Origin of the sequence: Paenibacillus sp. YYML68 (assembly GCF_027923405.1) — a bacterium.
In the GTDB taxonomy this organism is placed as follows: Bacteria; Bacillota; Bacilli; order Paenibacillales; family NBRC-103111; genus Paenibacillus_G.
In genome coordinates this window covers 4,334,934-4,361,818 of sequence record NZ_BQYI01000001.1, presented here as the reverse complement: position 1 = coordinate 4,361,818, position 26,885 = coordinate 4,334,934, and the positions used below count along the sequence as shown (strand labels likewise).

General features: G+C 56.7%; 30 protein-coding genes. 18 read left to right on the top strand and 12 right to left on the bottom strand.

The window, feature by feature from the left end:
- The first annotated feature begins 9 nt into the window (after window positions 1–9).
- Entirely contained in the window at window positions 10–237 is a 228-nt protein-coding gene (locus PAE68_RS19585; protein ID WP_281889750.1) for a 3-dehydroquinate dehydratase, read from the top strand.
- Here the strand turns inward: PAE68_RS19585 and PAE68_RS19580 are convergent.
- Complete coding sequence (locus PAE68_RS19580) at window positions 234–1,046, bottom strand: helix-turn-helix domain-containing protein (RefSeq protein ID WP_281889748.1); 813 nt, start codon at window positions 1,044–1,046, stop codon at window positions 234–236. The genes PAE68_RS19585 and PAE68_RS19580 overlap by 4 nt on opposite strands.
- A gap of 142 nt (window positions 1,047–1,188) precedes the next feature.
- Between PAE68_RS19580 and PAE68_RS19575 the strand changes: the two genes are divergently transcribed.
- From PAE68_RS19575 to PAE68_RS19560, 4 genes are all read left to right on the top strand, one after another.
- Complete coding sequence (locus PAE68_RS19575; protein ID WP_281889747.1) at window positions 1,189–1,953, top strand: sugar phosphate isomerase/epimerase family protein; 765 nt, start codon at window positions 1,189–1,191, stop codon at window positions 1,951–1,953.
- A gap of 72 nt (window positions 1,954–2,025) precedes the next feature.
- On the top strand, window positions 2,026–3,045 hold the full coding sequence (locus PAE68_RS19570; RefSeq protein ID WP_281889746.1) for a Gfo/Idh/MocA family protein: 1,020 nt from the start codon (window positions 2,026–2,028) through the stop codon (window positions 3,043–3,045).
- Between the two features lie 127 nt (window positions 3,046–3,172).
- On the top strand, window positions 3,173–3,985 hold the full coding sequence (locus tag PAE68_RS19565; RefSeq protein ID WP_281889744.1) for a VanW family protein: 813 nt from the start codon (window positions 3,173–3,175) through the stop codon (window positions 3,983–3,985).
- Between the two features lie 174 nt (window positions 3,986–4,159).
- Entirely contained in the window at window positions 4,160–5,563 is a 1,404-nt protein-coding gene (locus PAE68_RS19560) for an MFS transporter (RefSeq protein ID WP_281889743.1), read from the top strand.
- Window positions 5,564–5,719: 156 nt separating this feature from the next.
- Here the strand turns inward: PAE68_RS19560 and PAE68_RS19555 are convergent, their stop codons facing one another.
- Together PAE68_RS19555 and PAE68_RS19550 are read right to left on the bottom strand one after the other, a co-directional pair.
- Window positions 5,720–6,238 carry a hypothetical protein gene (locus PAE68_RS19555; protein WP_281889742.1) on the bottom strand — a complete coding sequence of 173 codons (519 nt, stop codon included), beginning with the start codon at window positions 6,236–6,238 and terminating at the stop codon, window positions 5,720–5,722.
- Window positions 6,239–6,372: 134 nt separating this feature from the next.
- A complete protein-coding gene (locus tag PAE68_RS19550) occupies window positions 6,373–7,173 on the bottom strand; it encodes a Cof-type HAD-IIB family hydrolase (protein WP_281889740.1) in 801 nt (266 codons plus the stop codon).
- 142 nt (window positions 7,174–7,315) lie between these two features.
- On the opposite strand from PAE68_RS19550, the gene PAE68_RS19545 reads away from it, so the two are divergent.
- The 4 genes from PAE68_RS19545 (at window position 7,316) to PAE68_RS19530 (ending at window position 9,724) form a co-directional block, all read left to right on the top strand.
- On the top strand, window positions 7,316–8,272 hold the full coding sequence (locus tag PAE68_RS19545; protein ID WP_281889737.1) for a thymidylate synthase: 957 nt from the start codon (window positions 7,316–7,318) through the stop codon (window positions 8,270–8,272).
- Window positions 8,273–8,297: 25 nt separating this feature from the next.
- Window positions 8,298–8,804, top strand: a complete 507-nt coding sequence (locus PAE68_RS19540) for a dihydrofolate reductase (RefSeq protein ID WP_281889735.1) — start codon at window positions 8,298–8,300, stop codon at window positions 8,802–8,804.
- Window positions 8,805–8,897: 93 nt separating this feature from the next.
- A complete protein-coding gene (locus PAE68_RS19535; RefSeq protein WP_281889733.1) occupies window positions 8,898–9,215 on the top strand; it encodes a hypothetical protein in 318 nt (105 codons plus the stop codon).
- Window positions 9,216–9,376: 161 nt separating this feature from the next.
- A complete protein-coding gene (locus PAE68_RS19530) occupies window positions 9,377–9,724 on the top strand; it encodes an aegerolysin family protein (protein ID WP_281889732.1) in 348 nt (115 codons plus the stop codon).
- 182 nt (window positions 9,725–9,906) lie between these two features.
- Here PAE68_RS19530 and PAE68_RS19525 read toward each other — a convergent pair whose 3' ends face one another.
- The gene (locus PAE68_RS19525) at window positions 9,907–10,188 is read right to left on the bottom strand and encodes a hypothetical protein (protein WP_281889730.1); all 282 of its coding nucleotides are present in this window, start codon (window positions 10,186–10,188) and stop codon (window positions 9,907–9,909) included.
- Window positions 10,189–10,704: 516 nt separating this feature from the next.
- Window positions 10,705–11,991, bottom strand: a complete 1,287-nt coding sequence (locus PAE68_RS19520; RefSeq protein ID WP_281889729.1) for a glycosyltransferase family 2 protein — start codon at window positions 11,989–11,991, stop codon at window positions 10,705–10,707.
- 170 nt (window positions 11,992–12,161) lie between these two features.
- Between PAE68_RS19520 and yyaC the strand changes: the two genes are divergently transcribed.
- From yyaC to PAE68_RS19495, 5 genes are all read left to right on the top strand, one after another.
- Complete coding sequence (yyaC, locus tag PAE68_RS19515; RefSeq protein WP_281889727.1) at window positions 12,162–12,764, top strand: spore protease YyaC; 603 nt, start codon at window positions 12,162–12,164, stop codon at window positions 12,762–12,764.
- Window positions 12,761–14,578 carry an ABC transporter ATP-binding protein gene (locus PAE68_RS19510; protein ID WP_281889726.1) on the top strand — a complete coding sequence of 606 codons (1,818 nt, stop codon included), beginning with the start codon at window positions 12,761–12,763 and terminating at the stop codon, window positions 14,576–14,578. The genes yyaC and PAE68_RS19510 overlap by 4 nt, the downstream gene beginning before the upstream one ends.
- A 162-nt stretch (window positions 14,579–14,740) precedes the next feature.
- Window positions 14,741–15,127, top strand: coding sequence for a GntR family transcriptional regulator (locus PAE68_RS19505; protein ID WP_281889724.1), 387 nt, complete (start codon window positions 14,741–14,743; stop codon window positions 15,125–15,127).
- Window positions 15,128–15,134: 7 nt separating this feature from the next.
- Window positions 15,135–15,836, top strand: a complete 702-nt coding sequence (locus PAE68_RS19500) for an ABC transporter ATP-binding protein (protein WP_281889722.1) — start codon at window positions 15,135–15,137, stop codon at window positions 15,834–15,836.
- On the top strand, window positions 15,823–16,584 hold the full coding sequence (locus tag PAE68_RS19495; RefSeq protein ID WP_281889721.1) for a hypothetical protein: 762 nt from the start codon (window positions 15,823–15,825) through the stop codon (window positions 16,582–16,584). Before PAE68_RS19500 ends, PAE68_RS19495 begins: the two co-directional genes overlap by 14 nt.
- A gap of 119 nt (window positions 16,585–16,703) precedes the next feature.
- Here PAE68_RS19495 and PAE68_RS19490 read toward each other — a convergent pair whose 3' ends face one another.
- From PAE68_RS19490 to PAE68_RS19475, 4 genes are all read right to left on the bottom strand, one after another.
- Window positions 16,704–18,296, bottom strand: a complete 1,593-nt coding sequence (locus tag PAE68_RS19490) for an S-layer homology domain-containing protein (protein ID WP_281889719.1) — start codon at window positions 18,294–18,296, stop codon at window positions 16,704–16,706.
- Window positions 18,297–18,330: 34 nt separating this feature from the next.
- Window positions 18,331–19,176, bottom strand: a complete 846-nt coding sequence (locus tag PAE68_RS19485; RefSeq protein WP_281889717.1) for a hypothetical protein — start codon at window positions 19,174–19,176, stop codon at window positions 18,331–18,333.
- Window positions 19,177–19,249: 73 nt separating this feature from the next.
- On the bottom strand, window positions 19,250–20,092 hold the full coding sequence (locus PAE68_RS19480) for a hypothetical protein (RefSeq protein WP_281889715.1): 843 nt from the start codon (window positions 20,090–20,092) through the stop codon (window positions 19,250–19,252).
- Between the two features lie 77 nt (window positions 20,093–20,169).
- The gene (locus tag PAE68_RS19475; protein ID WP_281889714.1) at window positions 20,170–20,988 is read right to left on the bottom strand and encodes a hypothetical protein; all 819 of its coding nucleotides are present in this window, start codon (window positions 20,986–20,988) and stop codon (window positions 20,170–20,172) included.
- Window positions 20,989–21,340: 352 nt separating this feature from the next.
- Between PAE68_RS19475 and PAE68_RS19470 the strand changes: the two genes are divergently transcribed.
- The 4 genes from PAE68_RS19470 to PAE68_RS19455 all read left to right on the top strand — a co-directional run bounded on the left by PAE68_RS19470 (window position 21,341) and on the right by PAE68_RS19455 (window position 25,323).
- Window positions 21,341–21,640, top strand: coding sequence for a hypothetical protein (locus PAE68_RS19470; RefSeq protein WP_281889712.1), 300 nt, complete (start codon window positions 21,341–21,343; stop codon window positions 21,638–21,640).
- A gap of 175 nt (window positions 21,641–21,815) precedes the next feature.
- Window positions 21,816–22,493 carry an NAD-dependent epimerase/dehydratase family protein gene (locus PAE68_RS19465; protein WP_281889710.1) on the top strand — a complete coding sequence of 226 codons (678 nt, stop codon included), beginning with the start codon at window positions 21,816–21,818 and terminating at the stop codon, window positions 22,491–22,493.
- Between the two features lie 93 nt (window positions 22,494–22,586).
- Window positions 22,587–24,053, top strand: coding sequence for a DUF1800 domain-containing protein (locus PAE68_RS19460; RefSeq protein WP_281889708.1), 1,467 nt, complete (start codon window positions 22,587–22,589; stop codon window positions 24,051–24,053).
- Between the two features lie 10 nt (window positions 24,054–24,063).
- Window positions 24,064–25,323: a DUF1501 domain-containing protein gene (locus PAE68_RS19455; protein WP_281889705.1), complete on the top strand. Its 1,260-nt coding sequence runs from the start codon at window positions 24,064–24,066 to the stop codon at window positions 25,321–25,323.
- Window positions 25,324–25,366: 43 nt separating this feature from the next.
- Here the strand turns inward: PAE68_RS19455 and PAE68_RS19450 are convergent, their stop codons facing one another.
- The 3 genes from PAE68_RS19450 to PAE68_RS19440 all read right to left on the bottom strand — a co-directional run bounded on the left by PAE68_RS19450 (window position 25,367) and on the right by PAE68_RS19440 (window position 26,731).
- Complete coding sequence (locus PAE68_RS19450; RefSeq protein WP_281889703.1) at window positions 25,367–25,681, bottom strand: dehydrogenase; 315 nt, start codon at window positions 25,679–25,681, stop codon at window positions 25,367–25,369.
- Window positions 25,682–25,797: 116 nt separating this feature from the next.
- Window positions 25,798–26,355 (bottom strand): cupredoxin domain-containing protein, encoded by a 558-nt coding sequence (locus PAE68_RS19445; protein ID WP_281889701.1) that lies wholly within the window; start codon window positions 26,353–26,355, stop codon window positions 25,798–25,800.
- A 112-nt stretch (window positions 26,356–26,467) separates the two neighbouring features.
- Complete coding sequence (locus PAE68_RS19440) at window positions 26,468–26,731, bottom strand: hypothetical protein (protein WP_281889699.1); 264 nt, start codon at window positions 26,729–26,731, stop codon at window positions 26,468–26,470.
- Window positions 26,732–26,885 lie beyond the last annotated feature (154 nt).

The following is a 26,885-nucleotide window of genomic DNA, read 5'->3' as shown; positions in this document are numbered from 1 at the left end:
GTGTAGGGGATGAAAGTATTCGTCACGTTTCAAGATAGACAAGTCCCGGTTTTCGCCGACAGCTTGAATAAGAAGACGCTGAAGCTTCTGAAGACCGCGCTTGACAAGAAGGTAGAAACCGGCAGAGCTGCTCTGCAGAAGTGCTTACAAACGTTAATCAGCATCGAGGTCATCGGGTGCGAAGCCATCTTGCATTCATTGAACGAGAAAGATACATTAGCACTGTCCCTCTATTAGAGGGACTTTTTTTGTTCTGTGCGGTATTGTCCTGGCGCGATGCCGTGATGCTCCTTGAACACCCGATGAAAGTATGAATATCCGCCGAAGCCGCAGGTCAGCGCGATCTGCTCCAGCGACATGGAGGTATATAGCATACGTTCAATGGCAGCCGACAGTCGAAGATGCAGGGCGTACTCCAGCATCGTTTGGCCGAAGCATTCCTTGTATAGATGGACCGCTCGCGAGACGCTTAAGCCTACGTGAGAGGCAACGTCCTCTACCTTGAACGATTGCGTCGCCCGCTCCTCGATATATCGCTTCATCCGCATCGCGGAGAAGGAACGGCCATGCGATGGCGTCGTCTCCGTCACCGCTCGTTCCAAGTACAGGCACATGGCGCGGAGTAAATAGTCTGTAAGCTCGCTGCCATCGGTCTTGCCGAGTCTGCGCTTCTCGATAATAAGCTGCTGCCATAATGAAATCAGCTTGTCGTCCGGATCGATCCGCGTGACACCGGGCTTATGACTGCGCTGCCACCACTCGCTGATCCAGGACCCGTTGCAGAATAAATAGTAATCCCCGCTTACGATTGGTATCGTAACGCCGTTGGTGTCGGTCTCCTCTTCGATCAGCAGCGCATAAGAATCTCCAGGCTGGACAAGGATAAGATCGCCGGCCTCGATCGGAACCCATTGATGACTAATGTACGCTTTGGCGCGTCCCTCTGTCTGCAGACGGAACAAGTAGTTAGGGGCACCATGCTTGTCCATGCCGTAATAACGTTCTCGGTGGTAGGCGTAGCCGCACGCCAGCAGATTTGCATTCATGATCGTACGGTCTCCTTCGTATCGATGAAATAATAGCAAAATAGTTGATGTTTTCATTATATCGTTTATATGCAGCGAGGGCGATAGCGGATATAGTAATACGTAACAAGGGCATGATGAATTCAGAGGGAGAGTGACCGCAATGAGAAGAATGGGTATCGGCGTCCAGCTGTACACGCTGCGTGATGAACTGGCTGCTGACTTCCGGGGAACGCTGCGGAAGGTAGCGGAGCTTGGCTATGAGGGTGTTGAATTCGCCGGCTATGGGGATATTGCTGCAGACGAAATGAAAGCGCTCCTACAGGAGCTGGGTCTTCAAGTCGCAGGAAGCCACGTAAGCCTGGAGCGGCTGCGCAGCAATCTGGAGGGCGAGATCGCGTACATGAAGACGATCGGCGGCAAGACGATTATCTGTCCCTATTCCTCGCCGGATGCAGATGAGGAAGGCTGGAAGGCGGTCATTGCTGAGCTGAGGTCGTACGGGGAGCAGATCAGCAAGCATGGTCTTCTGTTCGCGTATCATAATCATGAGTTCGAATTCGAGGGCAAGGTCGGCGATTCGCTCATCTTCGATGCGATCTTCGAGTCGTCGTCGCCCGAGACGCTGCAAGTCGAGATGGACGTATGCTGGGTGAAGCGCGGCGGACAGGACCCTATTGCATATATTCACAAGTATGCCGGCCGGCTGCCGCTCGTTCATATGAAGGATTTCAACTATGATGGCGACGGTGTGCAGACGCTGGAGCTCGGTCAAGGGATCGTCCCTCTCGCGGAGGTGCTTGCAGCTGCCTCGGACAGTGGGGTACAATGGCTGATCGTCGAGCAGGACCGCTGCCAGAACCCGCCTCTCGTCAGCGTGGAGAACAGCTTGAACTGGCTGAGAGAGCACTATTTGCAGCAGGTGTAGTCTATTGTCATTCTGTATCTGTTCCGTAATTATTCCATACCAGACTAAGAAGCTAAGGGAGCGATATTGTTCATGAATAAGTTGAGAGTAGCCGTAATCGGCTGTGGTTCAATCTCGAAGCATCGTCATATTCCAGAGTACGCAGGCCGCGAGGATGTGGAGCTCGTCGCCTTCGTCGATGTCAATGAAGCACGCGCACAGCAGTTCGCCGACCAGCATGGCGGCAAGGCATATACGGACTACCGTGAAATGCTGACCGAGGCGAAGCCGGATGCGGTAAGTGTCTGCTTGCCGAATGCACTGCATGCCGAGGTGTCGATCGCCGCGGCGCAGGCAGGCGCACATGTGCTCGTCGAGAAGCCGATGGCCGCTTCTGAGGATGAGGCGCTGGCGATGATCGAGGCAGCGAAGGCGAGCGGCGTACACCTCATGGTAGGACACAACCAGCGTCTGATGCCTCCGCACGTAAAGGCGAAGCAGGTGCTCGACAGCGGCAAGCTGGGCAAGGTCCTCACGTTCCGCACGTCGTTCGGTCACCCGGGACCAGAGGGCTGGAGCGCAGACGGCAAGGAGAGCTGGTTCTTCCGTAAGCCCGAGGCGATTATGGGAGCGATGGGCGATCTGGGCGTACATAAGTCCGACCTGATCCGCTGGCTGCTGAGTGATGAGGTGGAGAGTGTAGCGGCGTTCATCGACACGCGTCATAAGGAAGGCACCGATGTCGACGACAACGCGACGTGCATTCTACGTATGCAGAGCGGCGCGATCGGTACGCTGGTCGCCAGCTGGACGTACTACAAGGGCGAGGACAACAGCACGGTGCTGTGGTGCGAGCAGGGTGTGATGAAGATCGGCACTGACCCGCAGGATCAAGTGATCGTGGAGCTTCGCGACGGCTCCGTGGAGCGCCATAAGGTCGGTGAGATTGCAACGAACCAGAAGCAGACGTCGAGCGGCATCATCGACGAGTTCGTGGAGGGCATTCGCAGCGGTACGCCTCCGCGCATCTCCGGCGAGGAGGGCTTGCGCTCGCTGAAGGTGATCCTCGGTGCGTTCGAGTCTCAGGCGACGGGTCAGATTGTGAAGCTTTAGATTTGTGATTGATCGAGCGGCGCTTCGTCCGATGGGACGGGGCGTTTTTTATATGCAGATCGAAACAAAATAGCCGCTGGAGACGTTGGAAGAGGAGGAAGTCACTACCAAGTGGAGGGGTACGGAGATGGCATCGTTGAAGCCGATTAAACGAAGCGTATGGCGTATACGTGCGGGCAAAGCTTACTACAGACTCAAGCGATACGTGGCGTGGTATATAGACGGGAGAGCTTATGCGTCGGAGAAGGCCGATAAGCTTCCATACGTCAACTTTAAGCATCAGACACCGCTGTACCGCGAGCTCAAGGACGTCGATATGCAACTGCAGCGTAATAAGGTAACGAATCTGAAGCTCGCAGCAGGGAGGCTGAGCGGGGTGCTGGTGAAGCCGGGCGAGACGTTCTCGTACTGGCGTCTGATCGGTCATACGACGAGGCGCAAAGGGTATGTCGAGGGAATGGTGCTATTCTACGGAAAGCTGAAGGTGGGAGTAGGGGGCGGCTTATGCCAGCTGTCGAATCTAATCTACTGGATGACGCTCCATTCGCCGCTGACGGTGACGGAACGATACCGGCATAGCTACGACGTGTTCCCGGACTCGAAGCGCAGCCAGCCGTTCGGAAGTGGGGCTACCTGTGCATACAATTACTTGGACCTTCAGATTACGAACGAGACGTCCCAATCGTATCAGCTGATCGTGTATGTGACCGATACGCATCTGGTCGGAGAATGGCGGTCGGATGCGCAGCGGGCGTGCACGTATGAGGTGTACGAGAAGGACCATTGGATCACTTACGAGCATTGGGGCGGGTACGTCAGACATAACACGATCTACCGCAAGCTGTACAGTCTGGAGGGTGAGCTTATTGACGATGAATATGTTACGGAAAATCATGCCATCATGATGTATGAGCCGATGCTGGGTGAGGCGAAGCGATAATTCTGATCAATCTATGACATAAGCTGTCATGGATAGCTGTTATATTACGTATTGTCAGGAGGACGGCTATGGGCTGCGGTCATGGAAAAAACAACTGAAACGATTGTTTACCCTCATCAGCCGTTAACGGACGTGGTACGATTGGGGAGGGAAGAGAAGGGAGAGATTCACACGATGCTGGATTCATCAGCTCAAGGGGCGGCTGCAAGCTACCCCGCCTTGGACGTCAAGAAGACGGCGCCTTGGATCATTTTTATTATTTTTTTCGGTGTGTTGAATGAGACGGTGTTCAACGTATCGATGCCGAGCATTGCGGAGCAGTATAGCTTGACGCCATCAGCGGCGAGCTGGGTGTCGACGGCATTCATTATTTTCTTCGCGATTGGCTCGGTCATCTACGGGAAGCTGTCCGATCTGTTCAGTCTGAAGAAGCTGATCGTGATCGGTATTGTTATCTACAACATCGCTTCGGTGCTCGGGTTCGTCTGTCAGTTCTCGTATGCGCTCGTCATCGTGTTCCGCGCACTGCAGGGGGCGGGAGCCTCGGCGATTCCGGCGCTCATCATGGTCGTCGTGGCGAGATATTTCTCCATGGAGGATCGGGGCAAGGTGTTCGGCATCCTGAACTCGACAGTCGCCTTCGCGGTCGGCATCGGTCCGGTCATCGGCGGCTTCGTGTCGTCGTCGCTGCATTGGTCGTATCTGTTCATCATTCCGCTGTTCACCCTGATCTCGCTGCCATTCTTCAGCCGCGTGCTGCCCGATGAGGGGACGAAGCCGGGGTCCATCGATATACCGGGAGCGGTGCTGATCGCCTCAGGTGTCGCTGCGCTCATCCTCTACACGACGGAGTCGCACTGGTATTGGCTCGCGATGGGTGCTGTGCTGATCGGCTGGTTCGCCGTTCACATTCACCGCGTACGCGCGCCGTTCATCGAGCCGTCGCTGCTCCGCAACCGACTGTTCCGCAGCGGTCTGATCGTGGCGTTCATCATCTTCTGTACAGTAATGGGGCTCATGTACGCCATTCCATTCATGCTCGACGAGTTGAAGGGCATGAATGCGAGTCAAGTCGGCTGGGTGCTGTTCCCAGGTGCGATCAGCGCCGTTGTCGTCGGGCCGATCGGCGGGGGGCTGGCTGACAAGAGGGGCAATACGTTCGTCGTAATGGCAGGCGCGCTGATGCTCGTAAGCAGCTTCCTGCTCCTCTCTACCCTGCTTGAGTTCAGCGCTTGGCTGCTGTCTGCCGCTCTCGTGCTGATGTACATCGGGCTGTCGTTCATTCAGACGGCCGTTGCGAATAGCGTCTCGCGTACGCTGACGATGGAGGAGACGGGCATCGGCATGGGCTTGTTCAATCTGGTCAGCTTCATCTCTGGAGCCGTCGGGATGGCGCTCGTCGGGCGGGTACTATCGGAGCAGCTGCTGCAATTCAAGGCGAACCCATTCGTGCTGGAGGCTGCCTCGTGGAACTACAGCAACCTGATGCTCGCATCGGCTGCAGCGGTCATCATCGGCGCTCTGCTGTATTACCGCAGCTACGGGCGTGAGGCGAAGGCTCAATCCCAAGCCGCTTAGTGGTTGTGCAGGTTGCAGGAGTATAGGAGTATGTAACGGACAAGAAGACAAGAAGACAAGAAGCATCCCCGCTCAGCCGCGCCAATAACGTGCGCGAAGTAGCGGGGATGCTTCTTCTTCATAGATGGAGCTGTGATGACTTATAGAATCTAGCGCTTAGTAGCAGAAAAACTGCTCGACACGTCTTAAATCCAAGCCGAAGTATATCCAATAACCGAGCGGACCGAAGCCATACCAGCGATAGCCTGAGAGCGATCTGCGTCCGACATAAGTGACGTACGCCCAATATTGCTCGCCGTTATCTTGCCAAATATACACATAGCGATACAGGCAACGGCGAATACCGCCCGGATCTACCGCATACAGCTGAGCAGATTTCTGCGGGATGAATTGCGGCGGAGGAGATTGCGGCGCTCCAGGCTGCTGACCTTGCGGTACGCCTCCCGGTGGCGGCGGGAACCCGCCTGGCTGTCCAGGCTGACCTGGCTGGCCGGGGAACGGTGCAGGTGGGAAGTAGCCTCCCGGACCAGGGAAGCCACCCGGCGGCGTGCCAGGACCTGGCAATGGGCCAGGACCGGGGAATACGCCCGTCGTGCCCGTTCCCGGAATACCGCCCTGCAAGCCTCCGAACAAGCCACGTGCCCATGCATTCGTTGCGTAAGGGTAGTTGAACATTATGCTTCACCTCTTCTTCATATAGGTGGGTCACCGGTCCGGTTCAGGCCGATGCCACGAATCCCTACCCAACTATATGAGGCGAAGAAGGAGAATTGAACCGCGAATTAAGAGAGCTTGTCGGATGTTCTCGCTTAGACGGTCTGCAGAATAAACTTGTCGATGACGTGCTTCACGCCGTCCTCGTTGTTGCTGAGCGTAATGTAGTTGGCGATCTCCTTCAGGGAGCTCACCGCATTGGCCATCGCCACGCCAAGACCTGCGGTCTCCAGCATCTCGCGGTCGTTCCAGCTGTCGCCGATCGCGATGACCTGGTCCACGCTGAAGCCGAAGTGATCGGCCAGATGGGTCAGCGCATGGCCCTTCGTCGCCTCGGCATGGACGACCTCAAGGAAGTGCGGCTTCGACTTCGTAATGTGAACGGCGCTGCCGACCAGCTCACGCAGCTCCACCGCGACACGGTCGAGCTTGTCCGGCTCGTCGATCATGAGCAGCTTCGTTGCCGACTGGTCAGCGAGCTCCGAGAAGCTCGGATACACCTTGAACGGAATGCGCGACAGCGCGGCGTAATCCTCCGCACGCTCGTTCGCTTCCTTGACGTACAGCTCGTCGTTCAAGTACGTCTGCAGATGCAGCCCTTCACGCTCGCAGTAGTCGAATATCGCCTTGGCTGCCTCGCTCGGCACGCTGCGCTCGTACAGGACGCGGCCGTCGAGCGCGTTTTTGACCAGAGAGCCTTGGTATGTAATGAGGGGCACGTTCAAGCCAAGCTGGGCGGCGATCGCCTGTGCCGAAGCGTACATGCGGCCTGTAGCCAGCGTCACGACGACGCCCTGCTCCATCGCTGCTGCGAGCGCCTGCTTCGTTCCTGCGGTCACCTGCTTCTCGTCGTTGATCAACGTGTCGTCGATGTCGATTGCAATCATTTTATACATAATGAATAAGTGCTCCTCTCCGTGCTTCGTGTTACGAATCGCTCTCATTATATGCGCTCTAGGCCGATGTTTCAAACCAATTTATTACCGTGGTATAATAGGGGCTTATGATGACGCTTGCGCAAAAAGGGGGAGCTCGGCGATGAGCCGGAATGAAGAGCAATATCTGGACTTGCTGCGATATGTGCGTGAGTACGGGAGTAAGAAGGAGGACCGGACGGGAACGGGGACGATCTCGACGTTCGGCTACCAGATGAGATTTGACCTCTCAGAGGGCTTCCCGCTGTTGACGACGAAGCGGGTGTCGTTCCGTCTCGTGGCCAGCGAGCTGCTCTGGTTCATACAGGGGAACACGAATATTCGGTACTTGCTGCAGCACAATAACAACATCTGGAACGAATGGGCGTTCAAGCATTGGGTCGAAAGCGATGCCTATGACGGCCCGGATATGACCGACTTCGGCCTGCGGTCGCAGAAGGATGCGGCGTTCTGTGCGGTATATGAGCAGCAGATGGAGCGCTTCAAGCAGCTCGTGCTGCAGGACGATGCATTCGCGGCCCGCTTCGGTGAGCTCGGCCATGTGTACGGCGCCCAGTGGCGCGCCTGGCGTACGACGACAGGGGAGACGATCGACCAGCTGCGCGATGTCGTAGAGACGATCAAGCGTAATCCGAACTCGCGTCGGTTGATCGTATCGGCGTGGAATCCAGAGGACGTGCCGACGATGGCGCTGCCGCCGTGTCATACGCTGTTCCAGTTCTATGTGGCGGACGGCAAGCTATCGTGCCAGCTGTACCAGCGCAGCGGCGACATCTTCCTGGGCATTCCGTTCAATATCGCGAGCTACGCGCTGCTGACGCATCTGGTCGCGAAGGAGTGCGGTCTCGAGGTCGGGGAGTTCATCCATACGATTGGCGACGCGCATATTTACTTGAACCATCTGGAGCAGATCGAGACGCAGCTCGCCCGCGAGCCAAGAGCGCTGCCGACGCTGAAGCTGAGCGAGAGCATGGGCTCGATCTTCGATTGTGCGCTGGAGGATATGAGCCTTGAGGGCTATGATTCGCATCCAGCGATCAAGGCTCCAGTGGCCGTGTAGTTCATACGATAGGAGAGGGACTAGTATGACGATTTCATTAATAGCGGCGATGGATCAAGGTGGAGGAATCGGACATCACAACAAGATGCCGTGGCATCTGCCGGCGGACCTGCAATATTTCAAGAGGACGACGATGGGGGCGCCGGTCTTGATGGGACGTAAGACGTTCGAGTCGATCGGCTGCAAGCCATTGCCGGGACGGCGCAACATCGTGCTGACGCGCGATGAGCAGTATGCGGCTGAAGGCTGTGAGGTGGTTAGCTCTGTGGACGACATCGTGAGCCTGTACGGTCAGAATGGCGACAGGTCCGGTGAGGAGCTGTTCGTCATCGGCGGCGCGGAGGTGTACAAGCTGCTGCTGCCTGCCGCGGACAAGCTGTACCTGACGGAGATCGCTCGCCGCTTCGAAGCCGATGCGTTCTTCCCGGAGGTTACGCCTGAAGAGTGGCAGGTGACGTCGCGCACGGCCGGGGTGAAGGACGAGCGCAACCCGTACGACTACGAGTTTGTCGTCTATGAGCGGGCCCGTTAAGCGGTACGTTCGCAAGTATTTGGTATATAAAGGCGGTCATTCGCGCATCTTAAGGCTTGCAGGATTCATCACAGCCGAAGAGGAGATGCCGATATGACCGATGTGAAGCAGCACCAGATGCCGATGCGCCATGTCGTCGACAATGCGGAGAAGGCGATTCAGATCGCCAAGGATGCGGAGATGGCGGTTCGCCATGCGCAGCTGGAGTCAAACCCGAACAAGCTTAGCGCAGCTATGGCTGAGATGGAGGCGGCCCAGCACGCGCTGACGAACGCGCAGCGAGAGCTCGTGGCCCAGGATGACGAGCGGTTCCACCAGCAGCTGACGCAGGTAGAGGAGCAGGTGACTGCGGCGCTGCACAGCCTAGATGCGATTGCAGCGAATACGCAGCAGCCGAAGCAGGTCCGATAATTGTCGATTACCACAAAACAGCCCCGTCGAGAAATGACTCGACGGGGCTGTTTTGTGAAATTAAATGTTTGTAAATGTCGAAAAATGAATTGACAGGAAATATTTACATGTAATATATTAACTGTGTAGTAAATATTTTTATACTTTGGAGGTTATGATCTATGTCCGCACGTGAAGTACACATTTCGGTAATCAATGCTACAGGAATTGAAATGCAGCTAGAGAGCAAGACGACTCTTGCACATGGAGAATGGGCCTCCACTCCTACCAATGTTCCGGGTAACGGCAAGCCTGTACATTTTCAGGCTGATTCCGATGGTTTCGCTACCGGTGTGGAAGGCAGAATTTATTACAGCCTGCCAAACGGTGAAATCTGCTTGTACTTTGACGATCCGTACGTAGGCAGCAATGGCTTCTCGGGTTCAAGCAGCTCGGACAGCTATGCAGTTCAAACAATCGGTGGAAGCGGAAATTCTTGCAGCGTTACATACATTGTGACGAATAACTAATAGTAAAGGCTGTATCAGCTCAGTATGGCACATGGATAACTGTTCGTTATAGAGATCTTCTGCGCAATTGTGGGAGGTCTCTTTTTATTATAGATCGTATGGAATGGCGATCTTGTACTGTTTAGAGCGGGATCGCGTGACCATTGCTGATGTTAAGTCAATGCTGCTCGAGGAGGCCATCATCACAAAAGCCGCTCCATCTGGAGCGGCATGTTGATAAGCTTAGCCCGGTCCCGGATGTGGGCAAGCATATTCATTGACTTGTTATCGGCCCTGCTGTCCATGGTGTCCATGGTGTCCATGGTGCCCGTGGTGCCCGTGATGCCCGTGATGCCCGTGATGCCCGTGATGCCCGTGATGCCCGTGGTGTCCGTGGTGCCCGTGATGCCCGTGGTGCCCGTGGTGTCCGTGATGCCCATGGTGTCCATGGTGCCATGGATGCCCCTGGTGTCCATGATGACCATACCAGTGGCCCCAGCCTTGAGGAGACGGATATGGATAAGTGCCTGTCATCCAAGGCTGGAATATGGAGTAGCCCTGCGGATAGTGGCCATAGGAGCGCTTGTTGTTTGCCATTTCATGATTCCTCTTTTCGCTGATGTAGTGGCTTTCGCTACATGTATATGTGGCTTACGCGGAGCGGGTACTTGTCTATGTAAGTCCTCGCAATAAATGGGCATACATTCCAGTTGTTCGGTGTACAAAAAACAAGCGCACCTGCCGGCACGCTTGTCAGTGAAATTCTATAATCTATCGGAGGCTCGAGTTACAGAAGCTGTTTAGCCTGATGAAGCACAATGAGAGTGAACGTGAGCAGGGCGCTTACAAGCGCGTACTTAACGGCTCGCATGGAGTAGTTCATCGGGAATCTCTCCTTCTTGGATCTAATGATCGTATATTGTTCGGTTGAACCGTCTATCCATGTCTTATTGTAACGCAGCATATGGACGAGTCGTGTTAAGATTTTATGAAGCTTACGCTTATTCGTCCGTCCTGCGCATCGCTCGCAGCTCCTTCAAGGAGTAGAAGGTGCCGCGCCAATAGATGCCGCCTTGGCGAAGCGTCAGCACTACCGAGCGGATGACGACGTACGTTAGCAGCAGCACCGTCGCTGGCAGCACCAGCACGCCGCGGCTTGTACCGCCAGCTATGGAGCGGATCAGCATGACATAGACCGTAATGAGCAGCAGTGCGGATGCGCCGAACGCAACGGCACTCCAGCCGGGGGCGAAGAGCCAGGCGACGAGTGGGACGAAGAAGAGAAGCAGCTGACCGAGCACGCCGAGCGCCGCGAGCCAGAGCTTGTAGCCGAAGCCGGAAAACAGATTCTTCTCTAGTCCGCGTATCGCCTCGTCCAAGCTCGTGTACCATTCGACCTCAAGATGCTCGACTGCGGAGGCGAGTCGCTGCCTCAGCTTCGCTCGCTTGACCATGCGGCCAAGCTGCAGGTCGTCGTCGGGATGGAGCGGGAACGCGCGATGGGTCCCGATCTTCTCATAGGCATGCCGTGAGATCAGGTTGAAGGCGCCGATGCCCATGCCGTGCTTGTGCTGCAGGTCGGCATTGGCGCACCACGGCCGTACGTACAAGCTGAACGTGAAGAAGAAATATTCGACGAACGCGGCAAGCCAGAAGCTGCGCGTACGGATGCGCGGCGCCAGCGTCACATGATCGGCGTGCTCGCGCTGCATGTAGGCGACCGCGTCGGCTACGGTATCCGGGGCGAACAGCACGTCGGCGTCGGTGAACAGCAGGTATTTGCCTCGCGCTTCGGCGTAGCCTTGGTAGAGGGCGTGGTTTTTGCCGAGCCAGCCGCCGGGCAGTGTCGTAATATGTATAATGCGTATCGGGATGCGCAGGCCGTCACGGCTCTCGGACCAGCGGCGCAGCTCGTCAAGTCGTCGTCCCGTGCTGTCCTGGGAGCGGTCGTTCACCGCAATAATCTCGATGCGCGGATACGTCTGGTTGAGCAGATGCTTCACCGTCTCGGAGATGGACTCCTCCTCCTCCTTGGCGGCAACGATGATGGAGACGAGCGGCCATTCCGAGCCGGAGGCTTTCACCTGAGTCGGAGCGGGCTCCTTCCTCGGCCGATAAGCCGATGGCCTCGGCTGTGTCTGGTCACGGACCGAAGGCTGAGCCTCGAACATGGTCCGATCCGTCGAGCGGGGCAGCTTGTACATCCACCGTCGCGCCTGCAGCGTATCGCGCAGTACGTAAAGCCAATAGGCAAGAGACAATAGGGATAATAGGCTGAATAGGTTCATACGATACGTTCACCTGCCTGTTCGTTCGCGTTGAACGAATTATAGCATGGCCGGGATCGCCGCAACAAATGGTTGCCTTCCGCACCTATGCTCCAGTATGCTCAATATCGAGAGTGAATCCGATATGGAGGGAACCTGTCACTACACGATAGAGAGAGGAAGAGACATACATGATATGGGGGGACTCGAACGCGGCTGGGCCGTTACTCCGCAAAAAAGTAAAGGCAGACGAGCTGCATTCGTTCATGGAGCTTATGCAAAAGCAAGGCGCGAAGGCAGAGGAGCTCGTCTTCATCTGCATCGGCACTGACCGCTCGACCGGCGATTCGCTCGGTCCAATCGTCGGCACGATGCTGCAGGAGGCAGGCTACACAGGGGTGATCGGCACGCTTGAGCATCCGCTCGACGCGAGCAATATGCATGCGCGGCTGATCGAGATTCCACCGGGCAGCGTCGCGCTCGCCATCGACGCCTGTCTCGGGCAAGCGTCCTCGGTCGGCTGGTACCAGGTGTCCAACCGACCGCTCGCGCCGGGCAAGTCGGTTGGCAAGCAGCTGCCGCTACTAGGCACGTATTCGATCGCAGCGATCGTGAACGTGGACCAAGGGCAGAAGTATTCGATCCTGCAGAGCACCTCGTTATATAAAGTTATGATGATGGCTAAAGAAATTACGACGGCCATCCGAATGGCATTCCCGCTGACGCCGCAGAGCGACAGTAAGCCGTCAGCCCGTCCGCATAGCGGGGGGCGCAGTGAGGGGGACACGCGATGAGAGGCTTCGGTGGAGGTATGGGCCACAATATGCAGAGCCGGGGCCGGGCGCAGCTGAAGGATGTGCCGCTCTCCCGCGTGTACGGGCTGTTCCGCGCCTACCGGGCGCCGCTCGCGGCTATACTGCTGCTGGCGCTCGTTGGCGGTGTGCTTGGCCTGTTGCCCCCGCTCGTCATTCGAGAGATTATCGACGGCGCGCTGCCAGAGCGCAACATAAGCCAGCTGCTGGTGCTGGCAGCAGCGCTAGTCCTGCTGCCGCTCGTCGGCGGGCTGCTCAGCGTCTGGCAAAACTATGAGAACACGAAGGTAGCCCAAGGCGTCATGCGCGATCTGCGCCAGACGCTGTTCGCGAACCTGCAGCGGCAGTCGATGAGCTTCTTCACCGATGCGAAGTCAGGTGAGATCGTACAGCGGCTGACAGGTGACGTACAAGCGGTGCAGAACATCGTCTCGACGCTCGTCGTCTCGACGGTCACACAATCGGTCATCGTCGTGACGACGGTGACAATTCTGTTCACGCTCGACTGGCAGCTCGCGGTCATGGCTACCGTCATCCTGCCCCTATTCCTGCTGCCGGTGCGCAAGGTGTCCGAGCTGCGCAAGCGGTTGCGGATCGAGACGCAGCAGGTGCGCGCGGAGATGTCCGCGAGACTTGGGGACCTATTCGGCGTCTCCGGTGCGCTCCTGACGCGCATCTTCCAGCAGGAGCCGGTGCAGCAGCGCATGTTCCATCAGCAGAACGAGGAGGTGATGCGGCTCGAGCTGCGGCTGACGCTCGTCGGGCGCTGGTTCGGCATGACGCTCGGCGTACTCGGCCCGCTCGGCACCGCGCTCATCTACCTGTACGGCGGCTGGAAGGTGATCGAGGGAACGATGACGATCGGCAGCATCGTCGCCTTCGCCGCTTATCTGGGCATGCTGTACGGCCCGGTCAGCACGCTCCTGAACCTCCGGGTCGAGCTCGGCACGGTGCTCGGCGTGTTCCAGCGGCTGTTCGAGTATGCGGACCTCGAGCCTGATATCGCTGATCGTTCGGGAGCGGTGGAGCTAGCCAATTCGCGAGGACGAGTCGAGTTCCAGGACGTCTCGTTCGCCTACGAGAGCGGCGGGGATGAGGTGCTGCAGCACATTACGTTCACCGCCTCGCCAGGTGAGGTCGTCGCGATCGTCGGCCCGAGCGGGGCAGGCAAGTCGACGCTGCTCGGCATGCTGGCGCGGCTCTACGACCCGACGGACGGCGCGATCACACTCGATGGTCTCGATCTGCGAGACCTAACGGTACATAGCTTACGTCGCCAGCTAGCCTACGTGACGCAGGAGTCGTTCCTGTTCCATGATACGGTACGCGAGAATCTGCTGTTCGCAAGCCGCGACGCCACACATGAACAGCTGGAGGAGGCGTGTCGTCAGGCGTACATTCATGATGTGATCGAGGCGCTGCCCCAAGGCTACGATACAGTCGTCGGCGAGCGTGGACACCGGCTGTCTGGCGGGGAGCGTCAGCGGCTGTCCATTGCCAGAGCGATATTGAAAAATCCGCGCGTCCTCATACTCGACGAAGCGACGTCGCATCTCGATTCCGCCTCCGAGGCGTATGTTCAAGCGGCGCTCGACAAGCTGATGGTCGGACGGACGACGCTCGTCATCGCCCATCGGTTGTCGACGATACTTGCAGCTGACCGTATCGTCGTGCTGGAGGCCGGGCGTGTCGTCGAGATCGGACGACACGAGGAGCTGCTCGCGCAGGAAGGGCTGTACGCGCGACTGTTCCGAACCCAATTCGAGCGCGGGCAGGCGGAGCTTGGAAGCAGGTAGTTGAACTATATCCGGTGGCAGAAGGTTGACAAATGCTGCCGGATCTTTTATTGTAATACTGTACTAGTTAACTAATACACCGACACGATGGTGACGGCTGCAGAATGATTGAAAGAATAACGAATGCTTGAACAAAGAGTACGACCGAGAGGAGGAGGCCGCTTGCTGGAATTTAATGATCGGGAGCCCATCTACCTGCAAATTATCGCGGACTTCAAGCGCAAGCTGATCAACGGCACCTACAGCCCCGGTCAACCCATTGCGTCTCGCCGGGAGCTGGCGAAGCAGCTCGGTGTGAACCCGAATACGGTACAGCGGGCGTACAGCGAAATGGAGGATGAAGGCTTCATTCATACGGCTCGTGGGCAAGGCAGCGTGCTGACGACCGATGCAGCGGTGCTGCACAGCGTGAAGCGGGAGATGATCGGCGGCATCGTCGCCGGCTTCATCACGGAGATGCAGGCGCTCGGCATCGGCAAGACAGAGCTGCTGCAGCTCGTGCTGGAGCAGCTGGATGCGCAAGGCCAAGGACAATCGGGAGGAGAGTGAGTAGAAGATGATTACGTTGAAGCAAGGCTGTAAGAGGTACGGCCGCACCGTCGCCCTCGACCATGTGGACGTGACGATCGGAGAAGGGAAGATCGTCGGTCTGCTCGGCGTGAACGGTGCTGGGAAATCGACACTGCTCCAGTGCATCGCTGGGCTCCGGCGTCTGGATAGCGGCGAGCTGCTCGTAGATGGGAGCAAGCCGTCCGCTGAGGTGCGTGCGCGTCTGGCGTATTTACCCGACAGCGACACGTACTACAGCTGGATGAAGCTGCAGGACGCGATGGACTACACGAGGGACTTGTTTGCCGACTGGGACTCGCGCAAGGCAGCACATCTGCTCGATTACTTCCGTCTGCAGCCGGATATGCGCCTGAGCGCGATGTCCAAGGGTATGCGAGCCAAGGCGAAGCTGCTGCTCGCCCTCAGCCGCAGAGCCCGCTATGTGCTGCTCGATGAACCACTGTCCGGCATCGACGTGCTCGCTCGAGAGAGCTTGATCCAAGGACTTGTGGAGGACTTCGCTGAGGAGGGACAGACGATTCTCATGACGACGCATGAGGTGAAGGAAATTGAGATGATACTAGACGAGGTGCTGTTCCTGCGCAATGGCCGTATCGTGCTGGAGGGCTCGCTGGAGCAATTGAAGCTCTCGCGCAAGCAGTCGCTCGTCGAGATGATGAAGGAGCTGTATGCCGATGAATACGTATAGTGCTTTCATTCGCTTGCTTCGAACGGATTTTCGCAATGTACGGACTCAGCTGCTCTACACATTGTCTATATATGCAATCGTGCATGCGGTCTTCCTGCTGCTCATCGATAGATTGTCCTTCAGCGAGTATGAGGTCTGGTTCACGGTCGTCAACGCGATGACGGGCGGCTCTGCACTTGTCAGCACGCTCGTCATATCCATGACGATCTGGGCCTCGGAGTGGAAGGGCGGACAACACCTGCTGCTGCTTACGCTTCCGATTCATCGTGGCTGGGTCTACTTGTCCAAGGTGCTGGTCGCGCTGATGACCGGTACGGTGCTGCTAGGCGTATTCGTGCTGCTGTTCATGCTCGAGGCTCGCACCGCCTTCGGGGTACCAACGATATCAGATGTGCTGTCTCTTGCGCCCAGAGGTGCCATCTTCACCAATCTGTTCGCTCTTGTCACCATCGTGCTGCTCGGGTCCTTCAGCTTCCTGCTCGGGAAGGCGGTCAGACGAGCGTCTGGCTTCGTCACCTTTGCCACTTTCGTATTGCTGCTGAATGCGCCGACCATGCTCAGCTTCATGCTGGCGGATCGGGGAGGAGTGATTCAGAGCGTGGTCGGGCTGCCAGGTAGTACGCTGTTTCTAACAGTGGACAACGTTACGACGGTCTATGTGGCGCTCCCGTTAGCGGTGAATGCGGCACTTAGCGTGCTATATGTGCTCGGTTCGATTTATTTGCTGAACAGGCGGGTTCAGTCTTAGTCAAGCACGCAGCTTAAGTGATCAAGAGGCAGTCCTACCAGTGTTGAAAAAAAATCAGGCACAAGCTGCTCCCAAAGCGGCTTGTGCCTGATTCTATATGAGATCATCTGCAGCTAAGCTTATTGCGGCTCAACCATCTTCTCCTTGCCTGAAGCATCCTTCGTGAAGCTGTGCGGGACAGACGCTTCCATAATATCGTCAGCTGCCCAATGTCCTCTGCTCACATCACTCCAAGGGATGAGCGTATAGCCTGTGAGCGGTCCGCGCTTCAGCAGACGGTTCAACGTCGTGACCGCTTCCGCACGGCTCAGCGGCTTATCCGGCTGGAACGTGCCGTCCGGGAACCCTTGCACGAGACCGTCCTGTTCCGCTTGTGCAATGTGACGGAGCGCCCAATGACCTGCAAGGTCAGTAAGCTTGGACGATACGTCGCCCTCCGTGCTGTAGCCCTTCCAGCGCGATACGACAGCCGCAAGCTCTGCTCGTGTAACCGGCTTCTCCGGTGCGAAGGAGCCGTCCGGATATCCGCTCATGAGACCGTTCTTCGTCGTCTCGTCAATGGCTGTATGGGCCCAGTGCTGAGGCTCCAGATCCGTGTAAGCTGCTGGTACGAGCTCAACATTCGACGCGCCTGCAGCGCTTCTTGCTCCGAGACGATTCAGGATAGCTGCCATCTCTGCCCGGCTAATGCCTCGGTCTGGACGGAACGTCTGATCCGGATAACCGAGCATATAAGGCTGGTGCTTGCCTTCTCGTGCGCCTTGCTGGGCGTTGAAGTACTCCTCCCAATTCTCCATATTGAGAATCGTGAATGTACTGAACTTCGTCACCGTGAACTTCAAGCCTAGCTGCTCATCCTTGAACGCGATCGGCTCTGGCTTCACTAGAACGCGGTCGCCGTCGCTATGCTCGATGAAGATGACGAGGTCAGCAAGGAACGACTGGCGCTCCTGTGCATCGGTCGGCAACGTAACGTCGCGCAGCGGAAGTACAATGTCTACAGGGCGGCTCGAGATGTTCGTCTCGATCGTAGCCGGTCGTCCGACGACCTGTACGGTACCGTCACCGAGCGCATCACGCACGACTTGCTCCTGTTTCGCTCGCTGTTCGACCTGCAAGCGCTGCGGCTGATCCTTGATCGGCACGACCCGGAAGAACACGTCCTTATCGAGTCCGTTCAGTGAATTGCTTGGGAGTACGATACGTGCATTGTCTGTGTAGATCTCAAGGCTCATGCTGCCCCCAGACAGCTTGGACAGTGTGTCCCGTGGGATGCTGACATTCACCTCGGCGACCTCGTCCTTCGTATCTGGAATGACGATTCGGGACGTCTTCTGCCCGCTGACTACAGCGCGGTCCAGCGTCTCTTGTGCCTTATCCGGCGTGAAGGTCACCTTGTCCTGCTTGGAGCCGTTAGTCTTCGTCGTTCGCTCGATCGTCGCTGTCGAGACTGTGCCTCCACGTGAGTCGCCGCTATCGACAACGACCGTAATCTGCTCCGTCGTCGGCTCGCTGGAACCTGTGTCGACCGGAACAGGCACCGGATCAGGCACAGGCTCAAGCACCGTGAACTCCATCTTCAGCTCGTTCGATACGTGCTGAAGCGTCGGGTCCGCCTTCACGGCAATGGTGGAGCCGGCCAGTCCTGTCGTTAAGATGAGCAGGGCGGCTGCGACGAGGAACTGTTTGATAGAAAGTCGTCGTGTATTCAATCTATTCTCACCGCTTCATGTATGAATTAGTTGCTTAAGGTGCGCCCCAATAGAAGGTGCTCTCACCAAACCCTGTGGACTTGAACTTGTAATAGAGCATCCAGTAACCTTGCTGGAATTGCGCTGCGTCTCCTGTAATCGTAATGCTGTCGTCCGAATTCAAGGTCAAATTGCTCAGGTCAACCGGACTATAGGTAACTCCGTTGTCCTTGCTAACAGTCACCGAGGTGAGATTGGAGAACCAATCACTCAACGAGGATTGAGACCCGAAGGTGACGTAAAATTCGTTGTTGCTGTTAAAGTCATTATCAATGTAATGGAGCACAGGCCCTTCTTGCGCTTGCACCTCATCCTTCACCGTTACAATCTTCAAGCTGTACGGATTGCCGGAGGTAACGGAGTTGAAGGCGATCGACATGTTGCCGTTAATGGCCGTCATGCTGCGCTCGATATTCACGCCATCCTTCAGCAAGTAGTAGGTATCCCCGTCAATCTGTACGGGCTGCACTGCATTGCCGTCTGTTGTTACAGACTGAATGTTGTTCGGGTCCATGCCCGATACCTTCAGCAGCACATCCACCTTCTCAGATACAAGCTCTGTATAGTCTTCAAAATCGGTTCCGGCCGTCACCTTATAGTTCACCTGTTGAGCAGAGCCGCGACGGGTCTGGAATTGCTTCATAGCTTGCTCGCCGTCCTCCCACGTCAGCTTGACGATGTTGCTATAGACGACATCATATACATTGAATTCCATTTCGAGCTCGTTACCGATGCCTGCCGGTGCAGGGATCGCGATAGCAGGGTGAGCGCTCAGCGCTCCAGCTAGCAGTAGTGCCATACTGGTTTTGGTCAATTTGGACATAAGCTTCGAGTGTTTCAAGCGAGATCCCTCCGTGGGTATGGTTTATTGATATAACAAGCTTACAAGATAGGATGGAGTGGTGATGAGCGGTCTAGTCTATGCCCCAGATGGCCGTGCCCTCTTTGTATCCTGTAGCATTGAACTTGTAAAAGAGAACCCAGTGATTGTAATCCATCTGCGCTGCATCACCTGTGATCGTGATCGTATTGTCAGAATTCAAGGTGATTTCACTCAGGTTAAATGGAGCGTAGGTAGTATTGGCATCTTTGCTGACCGTAGCAGAGGTGAGATTGTTGTACCAGTTCGTTAGTGACGATTGGGATCCGAAGGTTATACTCCATACTCCTTCATTATTAAGATCGCTAACATAATGCAACTGAGGCGGCTCCTGCGCTTGCACCTCATCCTTCACGGTTACAATCTTCAAGCTGTACGGATTGCCGGAAGTAACGGAGTTGAAGGCGATGGACATGCTACCGTCAATGGCAGCCATGCTGCGTTCGATATTGACGCCATCCTTCAGCAAGTAGTAGGTATCCCCGTCAATCTGTACGGGCTGCACCGCATTGCCGTCTGCTGTTACAGACTGAATGTTGTTCGGGTCCATACCTGTAACCTTCAGCAACACATCTACCTTCTCCGCTACAAGCTCTGTATAGTCTTCAAAATCGGTGCCGGCCGTCACCTTATAGTTCACCTGTTGAGCAGCGCCGCGACGGGTCTGGAACTGCTTCATAGCTTGCTCGCCGTCGTCCCACGTCAGCTTGACGATGTTGCTGTAGACGACATCATATACATTAAATTCCATTTCGAGCTCGTTACCGATGCCTGCTGGTGCAGGGGTAGCGATAGCAGATTGAGCGCTTAGCGCTCCAGCTAGCAGGAGTGCCATGCTCGTTTTGGTCAATTTGGACATAAGCTTCGAATGTTTCAAGCGAGATCCCTCCAGGGGTATGGTTGTATTATGTATGATTGGAGCTGGTAATAAAGGACGGAATGGTGATGAACGTACTAGACTTCACCCCAATAATTGAATGCCCCTTCTTTATATCCTGTAGATTTGAACTTGTAATACAAAACATAGTAGTTGTTCTGATAATCAATTTCCGCTGCATCTCCTGTGATCGTGATCGTACCATCAGAGTTCAAAGTGATGTCGTCCATATCTAGCATATTGTAGGTGCTTTCGTCGTCCTTGCTGTAAGATACCGAATAGAGGTTGGCGTACCAATCCTCCAGCGGAGAATTAGCTCCCAAGGTTACGCTCCTGACCGGACTTGAGTAGTCTGTGGAAACATGATAGAACTGAGGCGCTTCTTGCTCTAGCTGCTGTTGCACCTCATCCTTCACCGTTACAATCTTCACGCTGTACGGATTGCCGTACGTAACGGAGTTGAAGGCGATCGACATGTTGCCGTTAATGGCCGTCATGCTGCGCGCAATATTGACGCCGTCCTTCAGCAAGTAGTAGGTCTCCCCATCAATCTGCACAGGCTGCACTTCATTGCCGTCTGCTGTTACAGTCTGAATGTTGCTCGGGTTCATGCCCGATACCTTCAGCAGCACATCCACCTTCTGATCACCCAGCTCGGTGTAATCATCATAATCAGTGCCAGCTGTCACCTTATAGTTCACTTGCTGAGCAATGCCGCGACGGGTCTGGAACGGCTTCAGAGCTTGCCCGCCGTCATCCCACGTCAGCTTGACGATGTTGCTGTATACGACATCGTACACGTTGAACTCCATTTCGAGCTCGTTGCCGATACCTTGTGGTGGGGCGTCAGCGAATACAGGGTGTGCGCTTAGCGCTCCAGCTAGCAGAAGAGTCATGCTGGTCTTGGTCATTTTGGAGATGAACTTTGAGTGTTTCAGTTGGAATCCCTCCGTGTGCATAGTGATGCTATGTATAAGCGTTGTGTAGTCGAGTATACTCCAATGTTATCAGTTTGAATAGTCAAAATTCGACACGACACCCTTAAAAATATTTGACTTTACAAGTGCAAGTTAGTCAAAAGTCCCATTTTTAGCCCCTCTACAATTGGTACTATAGCATTATGACTGTCTATACGTTAATAAAGGACGAGCACTCTGAAGTTTGTCACATATCGGAGTTCGTCCGCATATACAATAAATATTACCCACTTAATAACTTCGTGTGCTGGACAGAGAGGAGCGGGAGTCATTGAAGAGCATCAAGCATATTAATTTGAAGGATGAGAAGGGGAATGTATATTGCTGCTTACGTAATAAGGTGGTCTGCCTGGATGAGCAGCAGATCCAGCAGTTCTGCAGCGGCTGCGGGATGCTGGAGGGCTTCGCAGGAGGTCTTGGCGTGGAATGCGTCTGGAACGACGCACGTCCTGTGCTCGATCCGCACATTGCTGACAATGCGGATGAGGAGTGGCTAAGCAACCAGATTAAGCATATGTCGCCGGGTGCACACGCAGCAGCAGGGCTGTCGAGCTTGCCTCCGCAGACGTGAGCAGGCTGCTGACTGAGGGCGTTCGGGACGGCTGTACGTATATATGCTAGGGCACGAGCTGTGATGTAAGTTCAGCTTGTGCCTTATTTGTTTTCCATCGGCGGACATGAAATAATCAGAGTATTCGAATATATAAGTATGGACAAGCAGACAGGCATAGAGGAGCGGATGAAGGATGGGGAAGCACGCCGTAGTGGTAGGGGCGACAGGGCTCGTCGGCACGGAGCTGGTGCGTCTGCTGCTGAAGGAGAGCACATATGAGCGCGTGGTCGTGCTCGTACGAACGGGCATGGAGATGAGCGACCCGAGGCTGGACCAGCGCATCATCAGCTTCGACCAGCTTGAGCAGCTGCCGCAGGAGCTGTTCCGCGAGGCGGACGTCTTCTGCACGCTCGGGACGACGATGAAGAAGGCGAAGACGCAGGAGCAGTTCATGAAGGTCGACTATGCGTATCCGCTTAGCCTCGGACAACTTGCTAAGCGTCATGGCGCAGCGCGTATGCTGATCGTCACCGCTATGGGCGCGGATGCGGGCTCGATGTTCTTTTATAACCGAGTCAAGGGGATGGTCGAGAAGGAGCTGCTCAGCCTTGGGCTGAACGAGCTGTACATCTTCCGTCCGTCGCTCATTATGGGGCCGCGTGCGGAGCATCGGGCTGGAGAAAGCCTCGCGCAGAGCGTATCGGAGCGGCTGCCGTTCCTGTTCGCTGGACCGCTCAGGCCGTACCGTCCGATCCAGGCGCGGACGATTGCCGAGGCGATGACGAATGTGGCGCTGCAGCGGGTGAGGCCGAGTCAGTCGGTCATTCGCTCTGAGGAAGTGGCGCAGCTGGCGCTGGCGGGGAAGGGATGAATCGATGGCACGCAGAGCAGACGCCATGTCTGCTACTCTAGTATGCGTCGATAAAGGCAAGCGACAAGCTGTGAGTCATGGAGGTGAGATCAGGTGACTTGGACGGAAGCAGATCGAATTCATTTGCTGAAGCGGACGACGTTCCGCATAACTGATGAGGAGCTGGAAGCTGCTGGTAAGCTGGGCCAAGCCGAAACGGTGCGGCGCATCGTGCGAGGTGAGCCGCTGACGGGAGCAACCAGTAGCCTGCCTTCCGCCGTTGAGGCGTTCAAGCAGGTGATCAAGGCGGATAGCAAGCCTGGCGCCCAGCTGCAGACGGCGAAGGTGCAGTGGTACCATCGTATGCTGCATACGCCCGTGCCGTTAGTCGAGAAGCTGACGCTGTTTTGGCACGACCATTTTGCCACGAATGCGCAAAAGATTGACAACGCCGAGCTTATGGTCGTGCAGAGTGAGCTGTTCCGTACGTACGCGAGCGGCGACTTCAAGGAGCTCGTCAAGCGGGTTGGGCGCGATGGCGCGATGCTGATCTGGCTTGATGCGAATCACAACAGAGCCGGCAAGCCGAATGAAAATTACGCCCGCGAGCTGATGGAGCTGTTCACACTCGGCCTCGGCCACTATTCGGAGGACGATGTGAAGGAGGCGGCGCGCGCCTTCACCGGCTGGAAGGTCAATAAGCGGACAGGCTCCATTGAATTCGTGACGAAGCTGCACGATGCCGGGACGAAGCGCGTGCTCGGGGTGAACGGGCCGTTCAACGATCACGACGTCGTGGACATCCTGTTCCGTCAGGAGGCGCTGAGCCGCTTCGTCGTGCGCAAGCTGCTGCTCGCGTTCGGCTCGCCTTCGCCGTCCGAGGCATGGCTGGACCGGCTCGCCGCCCGCTTCCGCGAGCGGTACGATATCGGCGACGTGATGATCGACATGTTCCTATCCGATGAGTTCAATGACCCAGCGAACCATCTGAGTCTCGTCCGAACGCCGACGGAGTACATCGTCTGGATTCTAGGGACGCTCGGCCGTCCAGCGGACGGTCAGGTCGCTGGTCAAGCGCGTCGGATGGGGCAGGACCTGTTCATGCCCCCTGACGTGAATGGCTGGCCGTACGGCTACGAATGGCTTGGCTCGGCGAACGTGCTCGCAAGGTACACGTACGCTGAGGCGGCAGCCGCTAATGCGGTGAAGCAGCGGCTCATTCCCGAGGCGCTGGCATCGCCGGGACAGGGCGGAGCGGCCGCATGGGTGGACAGCTGGGCGCGGCATCTGCGCCTGTATCCGCTGTCCGAGACGACGCGCCGCGTGCTGCTGAGCTACTTGGAGCCGTATGGCTTCGGCAACGGTATGACAAGTGACGGCAGAGCTGGTGGTAGCTCACAATCGACGCACGAAGAGCAAGTGGCCCAATCGGGAGCGCCATCGAAGCAGAAGTCGCAGAAGGCAGCCGCGCAGGCGCGAGAGGCTGAGCAGGCGCAGAAGGCCGCGGCGCAGTCCCGGCTGCTCGCGCTCAAGGGGCTTATTCATCTGCTCCTGATCAGTCCCGAAGCCCAAATGAAATGAGGACGATGCGATGAAAATCAATCGAAGACAATTTCTCGCAGGCGGCACGGCGTTCGTGGCAGCGTTGACGGCGGGAGCGTGGTCGCTCTCGAACGGAACGTGGCTGCCGAAGGCGCAAGGCGGGCAGGCGCATGCGGCGTCAGGCTCGGCGTCGGGCCGCCAGCCCGTGCTCGTCATCCTGCAGCTTGCCGGAGGCAATGACGGGCTGAATACGGTCATCCCTTATGGACAGGGCGCCTACTTCGACGCCAGGCCCACGCTCGCTTACGCGGAGAAGGACGTGCTCGCGCTCAATGGCGGACTCGGCCTCCATCCGAGCTTAACTGGACTCAAGAAACGCTGGGACGAGGGCAAGCTCGCGATCGTACAGGGGACAGGGTATCCGCAGCCGAACCGGTCGCATTTTCGCTCGAAGGACATCTGGCAGACGGCGGTCGCCGAGCGGGTCGAGACGAGCGGCTGGATCGGACGCTACATGCAGACGGAGCTCGCGGCTGACCCGAATCCGCTGAAGGCGATCGAGATCGGCAAGCTGTCGTCGAAGGCGCTGAAGAGCGGTCAAGTGAGCGCGCCGCTGCTGCAGTCGATTGAGACGTACCAATGGCTGAACCCGAACACGTCCTCTGAGGAGAAAAATCGCCTCGCTCGCGCCTTCCAGTCGATGTACGGCCTGCAGCTGACGAATACGAAGATTCGCGTCACGGCCGACCGCGGGGCGGATGCATACGCGAGCGTCGAGGCGATTCAGTCGCTGTCCTCGAAGTATCAGGAGACGGTGACGTACCCGGACACCGCCTTCGCAGCCGATCTGCAGCTGATCGTGAAGCTGCTGTCTTCGGGGGCGGGCACCCGCGTCTTCTGGGCGGAGCTGGACGGCTTCGACGACCACGCCGACGAGCGCGGCCAGCATGCCGACCTACTGAAGGAGTACGATGAGGCAGTCAGCGCCTTCTATGACGACCTGCAGAGCCACGGTCTGGCTGACGACGTCGTCGTCATGACGTACTCGGAGTTCGGCCGCCGCGTGAAGGAGAACGGCAGCGGGGGAACCGACCACGGCGCAGCTGCGCCGGTGTTCGTGCTGGGGGGCCGCGTGAAGGGCGGCTTGTACGGTGAGTATCCGAGCCTGACGCGGCTCGATTCGAACGGCGACCTCACCTACAACGTCGATTTCCGCTCGATCTACGCCTCGATGCTGGACGATTGGCTCGGCGCCGATTCGAAGGACGTGCTCGGTGCGCGGTACGAGACGATCAAGCTTTTTACATAGACAGATCGTGCTGGTAGCAATAAAAAGAAGCCGATGCCAAGCATCAGCCTCCGAACGAGTCGCGGAACGCCTTCGACAGCACCGCTTCCTCCACCCCGTATAGGACGGCCACCTCACCGCAAACGTGCTCGTCGAACCAGTCGGCGAGCAGCTTGCGGTTGCTGCCGTTCTCTACAATATACATCAGGTGCGCGAGCACCTTCTTGAAATAGATGTCGTCCGCCTCACGGATCGCCTCCGGCGTAACGTAGCGGCCGATCCGCTTGCGGGCGCGGTACAGCTCGCGGCTGCACGTACGGCGAATTTGGCGCACCGACGGCACCGGCTTCTGATGCTTCATCTTGTTCCCCGAGTTCATAAGCCCAAGCACTCTCCTTCCTGCTATAACGTATGCGGGAGGAGAGGCAGGTGTACCGCCTTGAAGTGTGCTGTTTGTTCGCCAGCTGTCGTGCGATGTGGGTAGGGGGACTCGTGCTAATCCTGCACGACGATGTACCCGATCATCGGGCCGTTCTGGGCGATGTCTTGATGCGTTAAGCAGATGAGTCGGTAGATGCCGGCCTCCTGCGGCTGGAACGTGACGACCGTCTCCTTCCCCTTCTTCACCTCACCCTTCACATTCAACCCTTCGATGATGAAAGGATGGCTCGCGCCGTTCACACCGTAAATGCTCAGCTTGACGAGCTCGCCCTTGTTGACGACGACGGTCCCCGGGTCCCAGCGGTACGCTTCAAGCGTCTTCCCGTCCGGGCCAGTCGACTTGAATTCGCCGGTTACGAGCTGGATCTTCCGTTCGACCGTCTTGGTCGGTGCGGCGGAAGCGGGCTTGGCGGCGCTAGAGCCTGACGCTGAGGCGCTCGCTGAGTCGTTGACCGCTGAGAAGCTCGCGGTGTTGCCAAGCTCTGCCGAGGCGGTCGGCTCCGCCAGCTCCCGCTGCAGCCATAAGAAGGACGCGCCTGCGAGAAGCGCGGTGAGCGCCCCGACCTTCAGGGCGTGAAGCGTGCGTGGACGTACGATGATGAATCGGTTCATGAGAATCTCCTGCCTTTCCTGACCACACGTATAGGCTGTAGGTTGCGTTACCTTATGCGTATGCGAGGGGTTGTCTTGGAAGTACAGGCTGGGAAGGATCATGGGGTATCGTTCAGTCATTTGTTCTTGATGAGTCATCTTCGGGTGGCTTCGTATGCTCAACGTAGGCTTTAATCGCTATTACGAGATTGAGTGCACCCGTTAGCATGACACCCATTAGTGCAGCCAGCTGAACGGGAGTAAAGACGACTTGTATGCCATCGCCAATAGGTCCTACCTTGGGCTGACTTGCATCCCAGTAGCTATAAATGATTCCTATGATTGGTACAAGTATTGATAATATGCTGAGAATGATATAGATAACATGCTTGTTCATACGGATCTCCTCCTTGCTAGCGTGAAGCACGCAATTTTTTAAGATTGAAGGCAGCCCGCAAGTGGGCTGTCTTCTTGCATATGCATCGGTCGATGTCTTGATGAAATCCTCCATCTCAGCCTCAGCAAATGGCTCTCCGCAAGTTCCGCATCAG

Coding starts and splice junctions, on each gene's coding strand:
- PAE68_RS19585 (WP_281889750.1), top strand. CDS start 10: ATGAAAGTATTCGTCACGTTTCAAGATAGACAAGTCCCGGTTTTCGCC.
- PAE68_RS19580 (WP_281889748.1), bottom strand. CDS start 1,046: ATGAATGCAAATCTGCTGGCGTGCGGCTACGCCTACCACCGAGAACGT.
- PAE68_RS19575 (WP_281889747.1), top strand. CDS start 1,189: ATGAGAAGAATGGGTATCGGCGTCCAGCTGTACACGCTGCGTGATGAA.
- PAE68_RS19570 (WP_281889746.1), top strand. CDS start 2,026: ATGAATAAGTTGAGAGTAGCCGTAATCGGCTGTGGTTCAATCTCGAAG.
- PAE68_RS19565 (WP_281889744.1), top strand. CDS start 3,173: ATGGCATCGTTGAAGCCGATTAAACGAAGCGTATGGCGTATACGTGCG.
- PAE68_RS19560 (WP_281889743.1), top strand. CDS start 4,160: ATGCTGGATTCATCAGCTCAAGGGGCGGCTGCAAGCTACCCCGCCTTG.
- PAE68_RS19555 (WP_281889742.1), bottom strand. CDS start 6,238: ATGTTCAACTACCCTTACGCAACGAATGCATGGGCACGTGGCTTGTTC.
- PAE68_RS19550 (WP_281889740.1), bottom strand. CDS start 7,173: ATGTATAAAATGATTGCAATCGACATCGACGACACGTTGATCAACGAC.
- PAE68_RS19545 (WP_281889737.1), top strand. CDS start 7,316: ATGAGCCGGAATGAAGAGCAATATCTGGACTTGCTGCGATATGTGCGT.
- PAE68_RS19540 (WP_281889735.1), top strand. CDS start 8,298: ATGACGATTTCATTAATAGCGGCGATGGATCAAGGTGGAGGAATCGGA.
- PAE68_RS19535 (WP_281889733.1), top strand. CDS start 8,898: ATGACCGATGTGAAGCAGCACCAGATGCCGATGCGCCATGTCGTCGAC.
- PAE68_RS19530 (WP_281889732.1), top strand. CDS start 9,377: ATGTCCGCACGTGAAGTACACATTTCGGTAATCAATGCTACAGGAATT.
- PAE68_RS19525 (WP_281889730.1), bottom strand. CDS start 10,188: ATGGTCATCATGGACACCAGGGGCATCCATGGCACCATGGACACCATG.
- PAE68_RS19520 (WP_281889729.1), bottom strand. CDS start 11,991: ATGAACCTATTCAGCCTATTATCCCTATTGTCTCTTGCCTATTGGCTT.
- yyaC (WP_281889727.1), top strand. CDS start 12,162: ATGATATGGGGGGACTCGAACGCGGCTGGGCCGTTACTCCGCAAAAAA.
- PAE68_RS19510 (WP_281889726.1), top strand. CDS start 12,761: ATGAGAGGCTTCGGTGGAGGTATGGGCCACAATATGCAGAGCCGGGGC.
- PAE68_RS19500 (WP_281889722.1), top strand. CDS start 15,135: ATGATTACGTTGAAGCAAGGCTGTAAGAGGTACGGCCGCACCGTCGCC.
- PAE68_RS19495 (WP_281889721.1), top strand. CDS start 15,823: ATGAATACGTATAGTGCTTTCATTCGCTTGCTTCGAACGGATTTTCGC.
- PAE68_RS19475 (WP_281889714.1), bottom strand. CDS start 20,988: ATGACTCTTCTGCTAGCTGGAGCGCTAAGCGCACACCCTGTATTCGCT.
- PAE68_RS19465 (WP_281889710.1), top strand. CDS start 21,816: ATGGGGAAGCACGCCGTAGTGGTAGGGGCGACAGGGCTCGTCGGCACG.
- PAE68_RS19455 (WP_281889705.1), top strand. CDS start 24,064: ATGAAAATCAATCGAAGACAATTTCTCGCAGGCGGCACGGCGTTCGTG.
- PAE68_RS19450 (WP_281889703.1), bottom strand. CDS start 25,681: ATGAACTCGGGGAACAAGATGAAGCATCAGAAGCCGGTGCCGTCGGTG.
- PAE68_RS19445 (WP_281889701.1), bottom strand. CDS start 26,355: ATGAACCGATTCATCATCGTACGTCCACGCACGCTTCACGCCCTGAAG.
- PAE68_RS19440 (WP_281889699.1), bottom strand. CDS start 26,731: ATGAACAAGCATGTTATCTATATCATTCTCAGCATATTATCAATACTT.